The following is a 17904-nucleotide window of genomic DNA, read 5'->3' on the forward strand; positions in this document are numbered from 1 at the left end:
CCCATGGGCGGTAGCGCCGGGAGCGGTCCGTCGGCTGCCGCCGACGGGGCCGCCGCCCGGAGCCGTGCGCCCCGCGGTCCGTTCCTGGTCGACCCGGCCAGCCAGGCGGCGCAGCAGGCGCAGGCCCACCCGGCCGACGCCGCGGCCATCGCCCCGCTCGTGCAGACCCCGACCGCCTTCCCGGTCGGCGACTGGATCACCGACGTGGTCGGTGAGGTCCACAACCGGGCCGCGGCGGCGTCGGCGACCGGAGGGACCGCCGTGTTCATGGTCTACGGCATCCCGCACCGGGACGTGGGTGCCGGTTTCTCCCTCGGCGGGCTGCCCGACGCCGCCTCCTACCGCCAGTTCACCCGCCAGATCGCCGCGGGCATCGGCGGCGCGGCGGCGGTCATCGTGCTCGAACCCGACGCGCTCGGGCAGATCGACCAGCTCGACGCGGCCCAGGCCGCCGAGCGCTACACGCTGCTGCGCGACGCGGTCGACGTGTACGGCGCGCTGCCGGCGACCAGCGTCTACCTCGACGGCGCGAACTGCGGCTGGATCGCCCCGGCGATCATGGCCCGGCGGCTGGCCGAGGCCGGGGTCGCGCACGCCCGCGGCTTCGCCGTCAACGTGGCGAACTTCTACCGCACCGAGGACGAGGTGGCCCGCGCCGAGATCCTCTCCGGGTTCGTCGGGGGTGCCCACTACGTCGTCGACACCTCCCGCAACGGCCGCGGCCCGGCGGTCGGGCTGACGAACGGGTGGTGCAATCCGCCTGGTCGCGGCCTCGGCGAGAAGCCGACGACCAGCACGGGATATCCGCACGCCGACGCCTTCCTCTGGGTGAAGACCCCCGGCGCGAGCGACGGGGAATGCGGCCGGGGCGATCCGGAGGCGGGCAAGTGGTGGCAGGAACAGGCCGCGGAGCTGGTGCGCAACGCCGCGGGCTGAACATCTGTCATTGACGCGCACCTGCTGGATGACGCGCACCTGCTGGATGACGCGCACCCCCGGGCGGGGGAGGAAGTCTCCCGGGGCTGGAGATTTCCGATACCCACCGGTTGGTCGCCATTGTCGCGGCCGATATGCTCTTTCCGATATCGGGGCACTGCGCGTCAAGCGCGCGCGGTCGCGTGCATTCGGAGGTCGTGTGTCGGACGCCTCGAGTCACCGCCGTCATCGTCTTCCGGCCCCGTCGGCGGCTCGGGCCTCGGCAGTTCCGGGCGCCTCACGGGGCCACCCCCGCCGGTTCTCCGCGCTGCTCTGGCCGTTGGCGGCGCTCATGGTGTTCGCCGGCTTCGGGCTGGAGCAGCTCGTCATCGAGCCGGCCTACGGGACTTCGGGCGGATCGAGCACGGTCGCCGCGCAGCCGGGCGTCTTCACCCTCACACCCGCCCCGGCGCCGCCGGGTCCGACGCCAGGCTCGCCGGGCACCGTCGCACCTGCGAAGGTCGGCGTGGCGCTTACGCCGGTACCCTCCCCCCGTCCGGCGGCGTCGGCCAGCTCGGCGGCCACGGCGGGCGGCCTCGCCGCCCCGGGGGCCGCCGCGTCCGCCGGTGCCGTGGCGTCGACCGGTGCCGCTGCGTTGACCGCGGTCGTCACCGCGACGGCGGGTGACCCGTTCGCGGCCGCGGCCCTCTACGTCGATCCCGCCGGGGATGCGGCCCAGGCGGTGCGCACGCTGCGCCAGAGCGATCCCGCCGGGGCGCAGACGCTCTCCCGGCTGGCCGACCGCTCCCACGCGGACTGGTTCGGCGATCCGGATCCCGCCACGGTGCGCACCCGCGTCGCCGACCGGATTCGGGTGGTGCGGGCGGCCGGCGCGCTGCCGGTGCTCGTCGCCTACGCGATCCCGCAGCGCGACTGCGGTGGCGGCCAGTCGGCGGGCGGCGTCGCCGACGAGTCCGCCTACCGGGCGTGGATCGCCGCCTTCGCGGCCGGCATCGGCACTGGCCCCGCCGCGGTCATCCTGGAACCCGACGCCCTGGCCCAGGCCGACTGCCTGGCACCGGCCGCCGCCACCGCCCGGTACGCCATGCTCGGCTACGCCGTCGACCAGCTCGCCGGGGTCGGGGCCGACGTCTACCTCGACGCCGGCAACGCATCCTGGCATTCCGCCGCGGACACCGCCGCCCGGCTGCGGCAGGCCGGCGTCGCCCGGGCCCGGGGCTTCGCCCTCAACGTGTCGAACTTCGACGAGACCGCCGACGAGACGGCCTACGGCGACGCGGTCGTCGCGGCCCTCGGCGGAGCCTCCCACTACGTCGTCGACACCTCCCGCAACGGTCGTGGCCCGGCCGCCGGCAACGCCTGGTGCAACCCGCCCGGTCGCGGCCTGGGCGTGGCACCCACCGGCCGAACCGGCAATCCTCGGGCGGATGCCTATCTGTGGATCAAGGTGCCCGGGGAATCGGACGGCGCGTGCAACGGCGGCCCGGCCGCCGGCCGGTGGTGGCTCGACTACGCCATGGGCCTCGCGAGCAGGGCCGGGTGACGATTCGCGGCGGCAGGTCACCAGGGCGTGGCCGCATGGCCGCCCTGGTCGGCTGCCTCGCCGCGCTGCTCTGCCTGCTCGCCGCCTGCGGGCCCGCAGGCGGCTCGCAGGCGGCGGTCGCGGGGCCGGTGCACCTCGACGACGTCGGTGAGGCCGCCGGTGTGCGAGGCGTGCGCCTCGACCCCCCGGTGCGCCTTTCCGGCAGCACGCTCACCGACACCACCGGCCGGCCGTGGACCCTGCCCGCGGTCGCCGACGGCCGACTCACCCTGCTGTTCTTCGGCTACACCTCCTGCCCGGACATCTGCCCCACGACGGTCGCCGACCTCGCCGCCGCGGTCGGGCTGCTCACGCCCGAGCAGCGGGCCCGGGTTCGGGTGGTCGTCGCGACGACCGACCCGACCCGCGACACGGGCCCGGTCCTGCGCCACTGGCTCGACCAGTTCGACCGCTCGTTCGTCGGCCTGACCGGGCCGGCCACGGCCGTGACCCGCCTCGCCGACACGGCGGGCGTCACCTTCAGCACGCCGACGCCCGCCGCGGATGGCACCATCGTCGTGCCGCACGGCAGCCAGGTCACGGCGATCGGCCCGGACGGCGTCGCCCGCGTCGGCTACCTCGCCGGCACCGCCGTCGCCGACTACGCCCACGACATCCCGCTGCTGCTCGCGGGAGAGAGCTGAGCGCAGGGCCCGACCACCCGGCGCCAGGCAACTGTGGCGAGGGGAGCGGCCCGGATGCCGGACAGCGCGCTGTGTCGTCTCCGAGGGGCGCTCCTGGCCTTGGTTCTGGTTCTGGTGCCGGCGCTCGCCGGCTGCGGGTCGGGCGATCGGGCGTGGGGCGGTGGTCCGCCGGCCGATGCCGGCGGGCCCGCCTCGCCCGCCCATGCCAGGCCGGTGGCCGCCCCGGCGGGGGAGGCGTTCTACCGCCCGCCGGCGCCGCTGCCCGCCGGCCGGCCGGGGGACGTTCTGTGGTGGCGTCCCGTGCCGGCGGCGGGGCAGTTCGCCGCGCTCGGCGCCCGGGTGTTCCAGGTGCTGTACCTGTCCAGCGGGGCGTTGGGCAGGCCGACCGCGGTCAGCGGGACCGTGCTCGTCCCCGCCCGCCCCACCGACGACGCGCCGATTCTCGGCTACGCGCCCGGCACCCAGGGGCTCGGCGATGACTGCGCGGCGTCGAAGGGCCTCGCCGTGGGGGTCAACCTCGCCGTCGGGGCGCTGAGCGAGGCGCTGCGCCGGGGCTGGATCGTCGCCGTACCCGACTACGAGGGCCTCGGCACCCCGGGCGAGCACACCTACGTCGTCGGCCCCGCCGAGGGGCACGCCCTGCTCGACATCGTGCGGGCCACCCCGCGGGTCGCGGGGCTCACCGGCCCGGCGCATCGGCGGGTGGGACTGACCGGCTACTCGCAGGGCGGGGGCGCCGCGGTATGGGCGGCGCAGCTCGCCCCCGCCTACGCGCCGGACCTGGACGTGCGCGGGGTCGCCGCCGGTGGCGTGCCGGCCGACCTGGAGGCCGTCGAACGGGGCCTGGACGGGAAGGGGGCCGCCGGGCTGGAGCTGGCAGCCGCGGTCGGCCTCGACGCGGCCTACCCGGAGCTGCGGCTGGATGCGCTACTGACCACGCCTGGCCGCAGCGTGTTCGCCGCCGTCCGCACCGCCTGCGCGCTCGCCCTGGTCACCGGGTACGCCGGCGAGCGGATAGCCGATCTGACGACGACCGACCCGATGACGCTGCCGCGCTGGCGGGCGCGGCTGGCCGAGAACACGCTGGGGCGGGTCGCGCCTCGCGTCCCGCTCTACCTGTACCACGCCACGTCGGACAGCCTGGTCGCGTTCGGCCAGGCGGCGGGGCTGCGGGCGGCGTACTGCGCCCGCCGGGTCGCGGTGACCTGGGCGCCCTTCCCCGGCGATCATATCGACGGGGTGGGGCGCACGACGGGCGCGTTGCAGTTCCTCGCCGATCGCTTCGCCGGCATCCCGACCCGCGGAAACTGCTGACCCCGGGCTGCGCTGACCGGACTGCGCTGACTCGCGCGGCGCCGGTGTTCTGGCTGTCACCGGATGCCATTCCCGACCATTTCTTCGAATAAGGATGCGATGCAAGTAGGAAGTGGTCGCCGCTGTTCCCGGGATTCTTGATCTGCTGACCGTCCATCGTCGCAGCGGTTATCCACAGCTTTCATGTTGCCTCTGGCCGGAGGGCCGATTCTGTTGGATTCTCGGTTCATGACCTTTTCCCCTTCGGCCTCGTCCCCGCCGACCCGACCCGTCATCCGTCGCTACCCCGGTCTCGACTCCGCCGTCGCGTTGGCGCGTCGGCAGGGTGGGGTGATCACCTTCCAGCAGGCGATGTCCGCCGGCCTGACCCGTGGTCAGCTGCGCCAGCTCGTCCAGTCCGATCAGTGGAGTCACCCTGTCCGCGGCGCCTTCGTCGTCCCGGTCGGCCCCCTGACCGGGGACGTCGGCAGGAACGTAGTCGCACCTGGGGACGGGCGATGGGGATCGGGAGGGGCACGGGAGCCGGCGCGGCTGGGCGGCGAGGTCCACGCGGTTGCCGACGACGGGTGGCGCGGCGGTCACCTCGTGGCGCAGGGCGGTCCATTCCTGCCGGTGCTCCCCAGCGGCGGCGCCTGCCCGGGGGTATTCGCGCGGCCTCCCTTTCCCCTGTCGGCGCGCGTGCGGGCGGCGCTTGTCGGCCGCCCCCATGCGGTGGTCTGCGGCATCACCGCCGCCCGGCTGCTCGGTTTCCCCGGTGGGGAGCCGGAGAATCCGGCCGAGCCCGTGCACCTTCTGCTGCCGCCTCGGCTCACCCGTGCGCAACCGCGCGGAATCCGGCTGCACTTCACCGAGCTGGGCCCCGACGAGCAGGTCGACCTGGCCGGGATCCCCGTGACCTCGCCGGCGCGTACTCTCGCCGATCTCGTGCTCGCGGCGCCCCATCGGGAGGCCGCCGTCGCCGAGATGGACGCCGCCCTGCGCAGCGGGGCCGTGCCGAACCTGCGTGCGGCCCGCGAGGCGGCGGCCGGTCGGCGGGGCTTCCGGCCGACGCGGGACTGGTGGCCGCTGGCCGACGGGCGGGCCGAGTCGGGGCTCGAGACCCGGCTGCGGCTGATGCTCGTCGACGCGGGGCTCACGCCACCCCAGCTGCAGTGGCCGGTCCGGGACGCCAGCGGCCAGTCGATCGCGCGGCTCGACCTGGCCTGGCCGGAGCACCGGCTCGACGTCGAGGCCGACACCTACACCACGACGAGCTCCGCCGAGGCCTTCCACCTGGAGCGGCTGCGTGGCAACCTGCTCGCTGCCCTGCGATGGACGGTGCTGCGGTTCAGCGCGCTCGACGTCGCCTGGTACCCGGAGCGGATCGTCGCAGCCGTCGAGCGGGTCCTCGCCGGCCCGGCCGTGCGGGATCAGGAGGAACTGCAGGCCTCGTGAACATTGCCACCATCCGCGCAAAGGCGGGCAAGGACTTGTGACAGGAAGTACATTCCGAGCCGCCTGGGCGTCCCACGCCTACGATCCGGAACATGAGCGTTCCAACGGCCGGGCTGTCGCTGGCCGCAGACTTTCCGGAGGCCACCCGCGCCGAGTGGCAGAAGCTCGTCCTGGGCGTCCTGCGCAAGTCCGGCGTGGCGACCGAGGCGACCGCCGCCGGCGAAGTCGAGGAGCTGCTGGCGACGCGGACCTATGACGGCCCGCTGATCCGACCGCTCTACACGGCGGACGACCTGCCGGCCGGCGGCGTGGGACTGCCGGGCCTCGCCCCGTTCGTGCGGGGCGCCCGGCCCCAGGGCGCGGGCGCCACCGGTTGGGACGTCCGCGCCCTGCACGCCGGTCCCGACGCGAAGCTCGCCGCCGACGCCGTTCTCACCGACCTGGAGAACGGCGCCACCTCGCTGTGGCTGCGTCTCGGTCCCGGTGGGCTGCCGATCGACGCCCTGTCCACGGTGCTCGGCGAGGTCTACCTCGACCTGGCCCCCGTGGTCGTCGATGCGGGTGCGCAGACCCGGTCCGCGGCCGAGGAGCTCTTCCGCCTCGCCGCCGCCCGCGGCGTGCCCGGCTCTCAGCTCGCGGGCAGTCTCGGCGCCGATCCGATCGGCCTGGCGGCCCGGTCGGGCCTGCCGGCGGACGGCCCGACCGGGCTCGTCGAGGCGGCGGCCCTGGCGGCGCGCTGCGTCGCCGAGTTTCCCGGCGTGCGCGCGTTCGTCGTCGACGCCCAGCCCTACCATCGCGCCGGCGGCAGCGACGCCGAGGAACTCGGCGCGTCGCTGGCCACCGGGGTCGCCTACCTGCGTGCGCTCACCGACGCCGGGCTGAGCCTGCCCGAGGCCCTCGGGCAGGTGGAGTTCCGCTACGCCGTCACCGCCGACCAGTTCTCCTCCATCGCGAAGCTGCGGGCCGCGCGCCGGCTGTGGTCGCGGGTCGCGCAGGTGTGCGGGGCCGAGCCGGCCGAGCGCGCCCAGCGCCAGCACGCGGTCACCTCGGCGCCGATGATGACGCGGCGCGACCCCTGGGTGAACATGCTGCGCACCACCCTGGCCTGCTTCGGTGCCGGCGTCGGCGGCGCGGACGCGGTGACGGTCCTGCCGTTCGACACCCGCCTCGGCCTGCCCGACGACTTCTCCCGGCGGATCGCCCGCAACACCCAGACCCTCCTGCAGGAGGAGTCGAGCCTGATCCGGGTGATCGACCCGGCCGGCGGTTCCTGGTTCGTCGAGTCGGCCACCGCCGAGCTCGCCGAGGCCGCCTGGGCCTGGTTCACCGAGATCGAGCGGGCCGGCGGCATCGTCGCGGCCCTGCGCTCCGGTCTCGTCGCCGAGCGGATCGCGGCCACCTGGGCGACGCGCGCCGAGGCGATCGCCCATCGCCGCGATCCCCTCACCGGCGTCAGCGAGTTCCCAAACCTGGCCGAGGCCCTCCCCAGGCGGGCCCCGGTCCCGGCCGAGCCGCTCGCGGCCCCCACGGGCGGCACCCCCGGCCTGCCCGAGATCCACTACGACGCCGACTTCGAGGCGCTGCGGTCACGGGCCGACGCCCACGCCGCGGAGGCGGCGCGCCCGGTGGTGTTCCTGGCCACCCTCGGCAGCGCGGCGGCGTCGACCGCCCGCGCCTCGTTCGCCGCGAACCTGTTCCAGGCGGGCGGGTTCGAGACCCCGACGTCCGGCCCGGGCACCGACCCGGCCGCGATCGCGGCGGCCTTCGCCGCCTCCGGCGCCGCGGTGGCCTGCCTGTGCTCGGGTGACAAGGTGTACGCCGAGCACGCCGCCCCGGTCGCCCGGGCGCTGCGCGGCGCGGGCGCCCGTCAGGTGTGGCTCGCCGGCCAGCCCGGCTCGCGCGCCCAGGCCGACACCGAGGCGGGAATCGACGGGTACGTCTTCACAGGATGCAATGCGGTCGCCGTGCTCCAGGCGACGCAGGCCGAGGCGGGAGTGCGCTGATGTCCGTCGACAGCTCGAACCGGCGGTCCGCCGCCATTCCGGACTTCTCCCAGGTGGAGCTTGGGAGCCCGCCGGCCGGTGCGGACACGCCCGAGGCCGAGTGGCGCACCGCGCTGGAGGCGGCGACCGGCAAGGACGTCGACGCCCTGACCTGGGACACCCCCGAGGGCATCGCGGTCAAGCCGCTCTACACCGCCACCGACACCGCCGAGCTCGACTTCCTGCGCACCTACCCGGGAGTCGCGCCGTTCCTGCGCGGCCCGTATCCGGCGATGTACGTCACCCAGCCGTGGACGATCCGCCAGTACGCCGGGTTCTCCACCGCGGCGGCGTCGAACGCGTTCTACCGGCGTAACCTCGCGGCCGGCCAGAAGGGCCTGTCGGTCGCCTTCGACCTGCCGACCCACCGCGGCTACGACTCGGATCACCCGCGGGTCACCGGCGACGTCGGGATGGCCGGTGTCGCCATCGACTCCATCCTCGACATGCGCCAGCTGTTCGACGGCATCCCGCTGGACCGGATGAGCGTGTCGATGACCATGAACGGCGCGGTGCTGCCGGTGCTCGCGCTCTACATCGTGGCGGCGGAGGAGCAGGGGGTGGCCCCGGAGCAGCTCGCCGGGACCATCCAGAACGACATCCTCAAGGAGTTCATGGTCCGCAACACCTACATCTACCCGCCGCAGCCGTCGATGCAGATCATCTCGGACATCTTCTCGTACACCTCGCAGAAGATGCCGAAGTTCAACTCGATCTCCATCTCCGGCTACCACATGCAGGAGGCCGGCGCGACGGCCGACCTGGAGCTCGCCTACACCCTCGCCGACGGCGTCGAGTACATCCGCGCCGGCCTGGGCGCGGGGTTGGCGATCGACGCGTTCGCCCCGCGGCTGTCGTTCTTCTGGGCGATCGGCATGAACTTCTTCATGGAGGTCGCCAAGCTGCGGGCGGCCCGGCTGCTGTGGGCGCGGCTGGTCAACCAGTTCTCCCCGACGAGCTCGAAGTCGCTGTCGCTGCGCACCCACTCGCAGACGTCGGGCTGGTCGCTGACCGCCCAGGACGTGTTCAACAACGTGGTGCGCACCTGCGTCGAGGCGATGGCCGCCACCCAGGGCCACACCCAGTCGCTGCACACCAACGCCCTCGACGAGGCGCTGGCGCTGCCCACCGACTTCTCCGCCCGCATCGCCCGCAACACCCAGCTGCTGCTGCAGCAGGAGTCCGGCACCACCCGGGTGATCGACCCGTGGGGCGGCAGCCACTACGTCGAGCGGCTCACCTACGACCTGGCCCGCAAGGCGTGGGGGCACATCAGCGAGGTCGAGGCGTCCGGCGGCATGGCGCAGGCGATCGACGCCGGCATCCCCAAGATGCGCATCGAGGAGGCCGCCGCGCGCACCCAGGCGCGCATCGACGCCGGCCGCCAGCCGCTCATCGGCGTGAACAAGTACCGGGTGGACGCCGACGAGGCGATCGAGGTCCTCAAGGTCGACAACTCGGCGGTGCGCACCGAACAGATCGACAAGCTGCGCCGGCTGCGTGCCGAGCGCGACCCGGCGGCGGTCGAGGCGGCGCTGCACGCGCTGACCGCCGCCGCCGACGCCGCCCGCGACGGCCGCCGCGGCCCCGGCCTGGAGCAGAACCTGTTGGCGCTGGCCGTCGACGCGGCCCGCGCCCAGGCGACCGTCGGCGAGATCTCCGATGCGTTGGAGAAGGTCTACGGGCGCCATTCCGGCCAGATCCGTACCATCTCCGGGGTGTACCGGGATGAGGCAGGGCCCGCCGGGAATGTCGCCGCCGCCCGCGAGGCCGCCGCCGAGTTCGAGCGCGCGGAGGGCCGCCGGCCGCGCATCCTCGTCGCGAAGATGGGCCAGGACGGCCACGACCGCGGCCAGAAGGTCATCGCCAGCGCCTTCGCCGACATCGGCTTCGACGTCGACGTCGGCCCGCTGTTCCAGACGCCCGCCGAGGTCGCCCGCCAGGCGATCGAGGCGGACGTGCAGATCGTCGGCGTGTCGTCGTTGGCCGCGGGGCACCTCACCCTGGTGCCCGCGCTGCGCGAGGAGCTCGCCGCGCTGGACCGCTCCGACATCCTCATCGTGGTCGGCGGCGTCATCCCCCCGGGCGACTTCGACGAGCTGCGGGCCGCCGGGGCGGCGGCGATCTTCCCCCCGGGGACGGTCATCGCCGACGCGGCGCTGGAACTGCTCGCCACCCTGTCGGCGCAGCTCGGCCACTCCGCCGCCTGAGCGGGCCGAGCTGTGGCATCTCTGGCAACGGCACCGCCGGTCTCGGCATGGCTGGCGCCGGCGCCGCTGGCTATGGCATCGCCGGCGTCGTGACCCGGCACATCGATCTGACCGAGTACGCGGATGGCGTGCTGGCCTCGTCGCGGACCTGGATCGCGCGGGCCATCACGCTGGTCGAGTCCAGCCGGCCGGACCACCGGGAGCTCGCCCAGCAGTTGCTGGTGACCCTGCTCCCGCACGCCGGCAAGGCGCGCCGCGTCGGGATCACCGGGGTTCCGGGCGTGGGCAAGTCGACGTTCATCGACGCGCTGGGCACCACGCTGACCGGGCGGGGCCACCAGGTGGCGGTGCTCGCCGTCGACCCGTCCTCGACGCGGACCGGCGGCAGCATCCTCGGCGACAAGACCCGGATGGCCGCGCTGTCGGTGGACCCGGCGGCGTTCATCCGGCCCTCGCCGACCGCGGGCACCCTCGGCGGGGTCGCGAAGGCCACCCGGGAGGCGATGGTCGTCATGGAGGCGGCCGGCTACGACGTCGTCATGGTCGAGACGGTCGGCGTCGGCCAGTCGGAGACGACGGTGGCCGACATGGTCGACACCTTCCTGTTCCTGACCCTGGCCCGCACCGGCGACCAGCTTCAGGGGATCAAGAAGGGCGTCCTGGAGCTCGCCGACGTCATCGCGGTGAACAAGGCCGACGGCCCGCACGAGCTCGATGCCCGCCGCGCGGCCCGCGAACTCGCCGGGGCGCTGCGCATGCTGCAGGGTTCCTCGGGCCCGCGCGACTGGAACACCCCCGTACTCACCTGCAGCGCCGCCGAGCGCACCGGCCTCGACACCGTCTGGGCGCAGGTGATCAAGCATCAGGACACCCTCGACGCCTCCGGCGAGCTCGCCGCCCGCCGCCGGCGTCAGCAGGTGGACTGGACCTGGGCGATGGTCCACGATCGTCTGCTCGCCGAGCTGCGGGCGCACCCGCGCGTCCGGGAGCTCACCCCCGACCTCGAACGCCGTGTCCGCGACGGCACGCTCACCCCCGCCCTCGCCGCCGACGCGATCCTCACCGCCTTCGACGAACCCACGCCATCTTCCGACACCGGGCGATAGCTGCTTCCGCTGTCCCGCGACTGACTTCGGTTCCGGTTATTTCCTGTCTTGCACCGGACATGAAGATTGCCTGGTCAAGCGTCTACGATGATCGCAGCATACGGAGGGGCAAGGTCTCCGGCGATCTGGGGCAGTCCAGGTGCCCCGGGGCGCTTCGGTGATCAGGCGGGGTCGGGAGTCGCGGTGGGTTATCAGCTCGGTATCGATATCGGATCCGCGAACACGATTGTCGCGGTCGCGGACGGCGGCTGGCCTCGCGTGCTCGAACTCGGCGGGCAGCGCCGGCTGCCGTCGGTGGTCTACGCGCCATCGGGTGGCGGCCTGCAGTTCGCCCGCGCGGCAGCCCGGCGTGCCCAGACCGACCCGGACCGGGCCGGGACCGACCTGCTGCGCCAGCTCGGCGAGGGCGGCCCGGTCCTGCTCGGCGGCGCCGCCTACAGCCGCGAGGGCCTGCTCGCCCGCCTGGTCGCGCATCTCGTCGCGCTGGCCGCCGATCAGCTCGGCGGGCTGCCGGACCAGGTGGTGGTGACCTTCCCGACGTTCTGGTCCCCGGGCCGGCGGGAGACCTTCGCCGACGCGATCACCCAGCTCTCCGGGCTGGAGCTGCCGGTCGTCGCCCTCCCCGCGGCCGACGCGATGGGGACGCTGCTCGCCCGCGCTTCGGTGACGCAGACGGTCGACCTCGTCGGCTGGTACGACCTCGGCGCCGGATTCCTCGACACCGCGATCCTGTCCTTCTCGCCGTTCGGGTTCCAGCTCGTCGGCGCCCCGGCGGGGCTGCGCCACGGCGCCGGCCTCGACCTCGACGGGCTGCTGGTGGACCGGGTGCTGGCCGCGGCCGACGTCGAGCCCGCTCGGCTCGACCGGGCCGACGCCGCCACCCGCACCGCGCTCGCCCGGCTGCGCCGCGAGGTCGCCCAGGCCAAGGAGATCCTCGCCGAGGAGGACGAGGTCGATGTGGCGGTGGAGCTGCCCGGTGTCGACGCCTCGGTCACGTTGACCCGCGGCGAGCTGGAGACGCTCGCCGGCCCGATCATCGACGACACCGTCGAGACCTTCCGGCGGGCCTTGCGTTCGGTGCCGGCAGATCCCGCGGATCTGTCCCGTATCCTGCTGTCCGGTGGGGTCGCGCACCTGCCGCTGGTGGCGCGCCGGCTGCGGGCGGCCTTCCCGGAGATCGGCCGGCTCGAGCGCCGCCCGGATGCGGACGTGGCAATGGGCGCGGCGCTGGTCGCCGCCGACTTCGCAGATCGTTCCGTCCGGGCCGGTGGGACGGTGTTCGGCGCCGTGGGAGCGGCGGGTGCCGTGGCCGTCGAGGAGCCGTACGACGTCACCGCGGTCATCCGCCCGCCGGACGCCGCCAGTCTCACCTCGCTGCCCCCGTTCCTGTCCGGGGGCGGGACGCCGCCGCCGGGAGCCGGCGCCGGCGGCGCGGCCGAGCAGAGTGCGGTGACGGTCGCCGCCGGCCCACCGGGTGGGGGCGGCGGTGGCGAGCTCGGCCAGCCGGTCGCGGCCCCCGGTGCCTATGCCGCGGCCGCGAGCGCCGACGAGACCGGACTACTCCCCGCGGACGCGGCGGGTCCGCCCGTGGGCGCCGCCGCGGACGCCGGGGGGTCGCATCGCGCCGCGCAGGAAGGCGGTGGCGGGATCTTCGGGTCCCGTCGGGCCCTGGTGGCCGCGGCGATCATCGCCGTTCTGTTCGTCGCCGTCGGGACGACCGCCGGGGTCGTGCTCACGGGACGCGACTCGGGTTCGGGCTCGGATTCCGTGGCCGCCGCCACTGCCTTCCCGACCACCGATCCGATCCCGGCGTCGTCCAGCCCGACCGCCGAGCCGGCGCCTGCGGCGAACCTCGTCCGGGTCGCGGGCTCCTCCGAGGTCGCCCCCATCACCGAGACCGCCTACAACGAGTTCCGCCAGACCCAGCGCAACGTCACCGTCAGCATCGAGGCGACCAGTACCGAGGACGGTTTCGCGGCCCTGTGCAGCGGCAAGGCCGAACTCGCCGACGCCTCTTTCGAGCTCACCCCGGGAATCGTCAAGGATCCCGGCTGCGCGAAGAAGGTCGTCGGGTTCGAGGTCGCGCACCACACCCTGCCGATCGTGGTCAATCCGCAGAACACCTGGCTGCGCTGCCTCAGCCTCAAGCAGGTCAAGCAGGTCTGGGGCGCCGACTCGTCGGTGACCCGCTGGAGCCAGATCGACAGCTCGTTCCCGGACGAACCGATCGCGTTCGTCGGCCCGCCCCACGACTCGGTGCAGGCAGAGGTCTTCAACGCGACCATCAGTGACGCCAGCGACCGCTCCCGCGCCTACCGGCAGGTGGACCTGAGCGGGGTCGCCAACGACGTGGCCGGCGACCGGTCGGCCATCGGTTTTCTGGATTACCCCACCTACGAGACGTTCGGCGCCAGGCTGCGCGGAGTGGAGATCAACAACGGCGAGGGGTGCGTCGCGCCGACCGCGGTGGCCGTCGGCACCGGGCTTTACCTGCCGCTGTGCAAGCCGCTGTTCGTCTACGCCCGCACCGACGCGCTGCGTCGGCCGGCGACCGCCGCCTTCCTGCGTTACTTCCTGGAGAACGGTCGCAAGATTGCCTTCGACGCGCACTACGTGCCGCGCAGCGACGACACGGTCGGGGAGAACGTCGCCAGGCTGGAGAAGCTGACGACGGGGGTGGGACCGGTACCCGCCTGACCGGGCACCGGCCCGCAGAGTGCGCGGGCCGGTTGATCTGCGTGGCAGGGCGGGGGACGCCGGCCGGGCGGTCGCATGGTGCGGCGAGCCTGCCGGCTCTCAGGCCACGGAGTGGGTGACGGTGCAGGTGTAGGTGCCGACGATCACGTTCGTGGGAACGGCAACGGTGAGTGTCGGTTCCCACGAGACGGTGCTCGTGTCGAGATCCGTCGTGGTGGCGGAGAAGGCGGTGCGGGAGGCAGCCAGCGTCATGGCACTCGCCGCGGTGGGCTGGCCGGGGCTGACCAGGGATGGCAGGCCGGTCGTAGCGGTGGCGGGGCCGGACCAGTAGGTCAGCGACGCCCGGGGGATCGTCTCGTCGGGCACGCCGGCCCCGGTCGTGCAGTTCGTCGAGGTCACGGTGGCCGTCCAGGCGCCGACCAGAGCGGTGCTGGTGACGGTCGTCGTCGCCAGTTGGACGCTGAGCGGGTCGCCGCCGAGCGCGTGCGAACCGAGGTTCGCCGTGGCGGGGGCGGTGATGGCCAGCGCCGCCCGGGCCGGGCTGCCGGACCAGGTGACCAGCAGGATCACGAGGACTGTGAATGCCGGAAGCCCGCCTGTCGTCCGCCCGAGGCCGGGGAGGTTGTACCGCATCTCGACGACTCCTGACCGCATCCGCAGCACGATGCTGGCCTTGCTACCACGACGCACGAGGGTGGGCCTGGACCTCAGCCCCGGACGAGACGAGTCCGGCGGGGGCGAGCGGTGACCGGGGAAGGCCGTCGAGACACGCGGCTGTTGCTGTGTGTGTTCAATTAGCTACTCAGGGTGATAGCTTTCGCTGCGTGCCCGGCGGATCACATCTCTCGATACCGCAGCAGGGGCGCTCCGGCCTCACGTAGGGGAGTAGTTGCATTGCGTAAGTCATCGCTGTTTCTTCTGAGCGCAGCCGCCGCGGCGGCCGCCCTTCTCGGCTCGGCGCTACCGGCCAATGCCGCGACCGCCGACACTGTGGTGACCCTGACCCTCACCGGAGGGGCCGTGAACATCACGGCTCCGGCCACCGCCACCCTGACCGGCGCGATCGGGACGACGCCCGTGTCGGGTCCCCTCGGGCTCGTCACCGTCACCGACACACAGGGCATCGAAGCGCCCTCCTGGGTGGCCAGCGTGTCCACCACCAACTTCAACGCGCCGGTGGGATCCGGCATCGCCGCTATCCCCATCACGAACATCCACTACTCGCCGGGGACGGTCACCCGCGTGAACAACACGGGAACCGCGACCGACGTCAACTTCACCGGCGAATTCGTCACGGTCCCGACGGTGACGGCCACCGCCGGCCCCGGCATCAACTCGGCGTCGTGGAACCCGACGCTGACGGTGGACATCCCGCCCACCGCCGTCGCCGGTACCAACTACACCGCCACGATCACCCACTCCACGGTGCCGTGATCGGGGCTACGGGATGAACAGAGGCACCCTCCTCGGTGCCCTCGCGGTGGTGGCCGGGATGCTCATCCCGGCCACCACCGTTCCTGCCGTGTCGGCCGCGCCCCGCAACGGGACCGTCAACTCCGATGGAACGTTCGGGATCAGGCTGGTCGAGGTCACCGCGTCGCTGTGGAAGGATCCCCGGGCCAGGCAGTACATCGTCGATCACCTCAACCCGGGCACCACGATGCGCCGCCAGGTGGAGGCCGTGAACAACACCGACGCCCCGATGCGGATCGAGCTGTACCCGGGGGCCGCGAGCCTCGGTGACAGCTCGTTCCACTTCGCCGAGGGCCGCAAGCCCAACGAGCTGACCACCTGGGTCAGCCTGGACCGGAGCGCGATCGAGGTCGGCGCGCACTCCCGGGAGAAGGCCGTGGTGACTGTCGCCGTACCCCGGGACGCCTCGCCGGGCGAACACTACGGCGTGCTCTGGGCGCAGGCGGGCAGCGCGGCGCCGAAGGGCAGCGGCTTCCAGATGGTCAACCGGGTCGGGATCCGGATGTACCTGGACATCGGCCCCGGCGGGCCGCCCGCCGCCGGCTTCACCATCGCCGCACTCACCGCGAGCCGTCTGCTCGACGGGCGACTGGCGGTCGGTACCGAGATCCACAACACCGGTGGCCGGGCATTGGACATGTCCGGCGAGCTGACGTTGACCAAGGGTCCGGGCGGCCTGCAGGCCGGACCGTTCCGGGCGAACCTCGGGACGACGATCGCCCCTGGGGAGGTCAGCCCGGTCTCGTTCGCACTCGACGGGCAGATACCGGCGGGCCCGTGGACTGCGACGGTGAAGCTGCACAGCGGGCTGGTCGAGCGGACCGCCACGGCGGTGATCCGCTTCCCTGACCGTCGCGGCGCCTCCGAACGGGTCCGCGTGCATGGCGCCTCCACCCGCCGGGTCGCGGTCACGTCCGCGATCGCCACCGGCGGGTCGCTGGTCGGCGTCGGGATGCTGGTCATGCTCGCGCGCCGGTGGCGCCGACGCCGGTCGGCCTCCTGATCCGCGGTCGGCAGGTGATCAGCTTGCGCAGGCGTCGGACCAGGGGATGCCGGGCACGAGTTGGCTCCACTCCGCCCGGCTCAGCGCTGCCCCCGGCTTCGCGCAGGTGCTCTGCCGCAACCGCTGCGGGTCCAGCGTCCCGAGCAGGATCGTGCCCCTGTCGGTGGTCAGCGCGATGCTCCCCGCGGCGGTCGCGCTCATCGCCCGCACCGGCGAGTCCACGGCGCCCATCGGGATGAGCGCGGGCGCGGGAACGGAGAGATTCGAGTAGGCGACGCTGCCTGCGCTGTCCGCGCTCAGCAACTGGTCGCCGGAGGCGAAGGCGACGGTGGTCACGGGCGCGGCGTGGCCGGGCAGGCGCTTCGCGACGCGCGGATGGTTCGGGTCGGCGACGTCGGACACCTGCAGGTTCTGGTCGTCGCCCCCGGTGGCCAGCAGCGTGCCGTCCGGGCTGAACGCCACCGTGTTGACGGCGCCGGTGTGGCCCGGCACCGAGCCCATCTGCGTGGGGTGGCGCGGGTCGCGCACGTTCCAGAGCTGGACGGTGCCGCCCACCCCGGCGATGGCGAGCACGGCCCCGTCGGGGCGCAGCGCCACCCCGGTCACCGGTCCGGACCGCCCGATCAGCAGTTGCAGGGAGGTGGGCCGGGCGGGGTCGGCGATGTCCCACAGCCCGACCGACCAGTCGACGCCGGCTGTGGCGAGCAGATGAGCCTTGGTGGACAGGGCCAGGCGGTGCACCGGCGTCGACTGGGTGCCGAGCGCGCCGAGCGGGCGCGGCCTCGCCGGGTCGCTGACATCCCACAGCCGGCCGGCGTCGGTGGCCCCGCCGGTCGCCAGCGTCCGGCCGTCGCTGTCGAAGATCACCCCACTGGCGTGGTCGTCGGCCGAGCCCTGCGCGGCGACGGTCGGCCGGCCGGCGGCGTCGAGGCGCCACAGGTGTAGCCGGCCGGCGTCGTCGGTGCCGGCGAGTGTCGTGCCGTCCGGGCTGAGCGCGAGGTCGGAGTATGCCGACGCGCCGGCGGGTACCTGTGTCGCGGTCGACTGCGCGAACGAGGCGATCAGCGCGTCCCGGGCCGCGGTGGTCGGGGCGATCGTGTAGGCCGCGAGGCTGAGCCGCGCGGCGAGCTGCGGATCCTGGGCGCGACGTGTGGCGGCGTCGGTGGCCAGCCGCGTCGACGCGGCCGCTCGCTCGGCCGGGCTCGCAGTGCCCGGCCCGCCACCGCCGCCCAGGACGATGACCGGAATCGCCACTGCGGCGGCGAGCAGGACCACCAGGGCGCCGGCGAGCACAAGCGCGCGGGGTCGGCGCCGGCGCCGGGTGGGCGGCGCGCTGTCCGGCGGGCCACTCGGCGTCGTGGCCGCGCTGCCCGGTCCCTGTGCCGGCGGTGGGACTGATCCGCCTGGCGGGACTGATTCGCCTGGTGGGACTGATCCGCCTGGCGGAATGGGCGGGGCCAAAG

At 73.9% G+C, this 17904-nt stretch carries 12 protein-coding genes and 1 pseudogene; 11 read left to right on the forward strand and 2 right to left on the reverse strand.

Annotated elements, in window-relative coordinates; genetic code table 11:
• The 9 genes from NBZ85_RS12620 to NBZ85_RS12660 all read left to right on the forward strand — a co-directional run.
• The coding region (locus NBZ85_RS12620) for a glycoside hydrolase family 6 protein (RefSeq protein ID WP_261561978.1) at positions 1 to 936 on the forward strand (936 nt) is incomplete at its 5' end.
• 319 nt (positions 937 to 1255) lie between these two features.
• Entirely contained in the window at positions 1256 to 2479 is a 1224-nt protein-coding gene (locus NBZ85_RS12625) for a glycoside hydrolase family 6 protein (protein ID WP_261561979.1), read from the forward strand.
• 35 nt (positions 2480 to 2514) lie between these two features.
• Positions 2515 to 3162: an SCO family protein gene (locus NBZ85_RS12630; protein WP_261556640.1), complete on the forward strand. Its 648-nt coding sequence runs from the start codon at positions 2515 to 2517 to the stop codon at positions 3160 to 3162.
• Positions 3163 to 3261: 99 nt separating this feature from the next.
• Positions 3262 to 4476 (forward strand): lipase family protein, encoded by a 1215-nt coding sequence (locus NBZ85_RS12635; RefSeq protein ID WP_261556641.1) that lies wholly within the window; start codon positions 3262 to 3264, stop codon positions 4474 to 4476.
• Between the two features lie 228 nt (positions 4477 to 4704).
• A complete protein-coding gene (locus NBZ85_RS12640; protein WP_261556643.1) occupies positions 4705 to 5910 on the forward strand; it encodes a type IV toxin-antitoxin system AbiEi family antitoxin domain-containing protein in 1206 nt (401 codons plus the stop codon).
• 92 nt (positions 5911 to 6002) lie between these two features.
• Entirely contained in the window at positions 6003 to 7913 is a 1911-nt protein-coding gene (locus NBZ85_RS12645) for a methylmalonyl-CoA mutase subunit beta (RefSeq protein WP_261556644.1), read from the forward strand.
• Positions 7913 to 10162: a methylmalonyl-CoA mutase gene (gene scpA / locus NBZ85_RS12650; RefSeq protein ID WP_261556645.1), complete on the forward strand. Its 2250-nt coding sequence runs from the start codon at positions 7913 to 7915 to the stop codon at positions 10160 to 10162. The genes NBZ85_RS12645 and scpA overlap by 1 nt, the downstream gene beginning before the upstream one ends.
• A 47-nt stretch (positions 10163 to 10209) precedes the next feature.
• Complete coding sequence (gene meaB, locus NBZ85_RS12655; protein ID WP_261556646.1) at positions 10210 to 11268, forward strand: methylmalonyl Co-A mutase-associated GTPase MeaB; 1059 nt, start codon at positions 10210 to 10212, stop codon at positions 11266 to 11268.
• Positions 11269 to 11451: 183 nt separating this feature from the next.
• A complete protein-coding gene (locus NBZ85_RS12660) occupies positions 11452 to 13965 on the forward strand; it encodes an Hsp70 family protein (protein ID WP_261556647.1) in 2514 nt (837 codons plus the stop codon).
• Positions 13966 to 14064: 99 nt separating this feature from the next.
• Here NBZ85_RS12660 and NBZ85_RS12665 read toward each other — a convergent pair whose 3' ends face one another.
• Positions 14065 to 14655 carry a hypothetical protein gene (locus tag NBZ85_RS12665; RefSeq protein ID WP_261556648.1) on the reverse strand — a complete coding sequence of 197 codons (591 nt, stop codon included), beginning with the start codon at positions 14653 to 14655 and terminating at the stop codon, positions 14065 to 14067.
• A 204-nt stretch (positions 14656 to 14859) separates the two neighbouring features.
• On the opposite strand from NBZ85_RS12665, the gene NBZ85_RS12670 reads away from it, so the two are divergent.
• Together NBZ85_RS12670 and NBZ85_RS12675 are read left to right on the forward strand one after the other, a co-directional pair.
• Positions 14860 to 15399, forward strand: a complete 540-nt coding sequence (locus NBZ85_RS12670) for a hypothetical protein (protein ID WP_261556649.1) — start codon at positions 14860 to 14862, stop codon at positions 15397 to 15399.
• Between the two features lie 13 nt (positions 15400 to 15412).
• Positions 15413 to 16441 (forward strand): hypothetical protein, encoded by a 1029-nt coding sequence (locus NBZ85_RS12675; protein WP_261556650.1) that lies wholly within the window; start codon positions 15413 to 15415, stop codon positions 16439 to 16441.
• An 18-nt stretch (positions 16442 to 16459) separates the two neighbouring features.
• Here the strand turns inward: NBZ85_RS12675 and NBZ85_RS12680 are convergent.
• Positions 16460 to 17904, reverse strand: a pseudogene (locus tag NBZ85_RS12680) (WD40 repeat domain-containing protein); the annotation flags it as partial.

Source organism: Frankia tisae (assembly GCF_025403405.1).
Lineage (GTDB): Bacteria > Actinomycetota > Actinomycetes > Frankiales > Frankiaceae > Frankia > Frankia tisai.

Bases quoted from the DNA above. Each gene is read 5' to 3' on its own strand.
- NBZ85_RS12630 (WP_261556640.1), top strand. From the start codon at position 2,515: ATGGCCGCCCTGGTCGGCTGCCTCGCCGCGCTGCTCTGCCTGCTCGCC.
- NBZ85_RS12640 (WP_261556643.1), top strand. From the start codon at position 4,705: ATGACCTTTTCCCCTTCGGCCTCGTCCCCGCCGACCCGACCCGTCATC.
- NBZ85_RS12645 (WP_261556644.1), top strand. From the start codon at position 6,003: ATGAGCGTTCCAACGGCCGGGCTGTCGCTGGCCGCAGACTTTCCGGAG.
- scpA (WP_261556645.1), top strand. From the start codon at position 7,913: ATGTCCGTCGACAGCTCGAACCGGCGGTCCGCCGCCATTCCGGACTTC.
- meaB (WP_261556646.1), top strand. From the start codon at position 10,210: ATGGCTGGCGCCGGCGCCGCTGGCTATGGCATCGCCGGCGTCGTGACC.
- NBZ85_RS12675 (WP_261556650.1), top strand. From the start codon at position 15,413: ATGAACAGAGGCACCCTCCTCGGTGCCCTCGCGGTGGTGGCCGGGATG.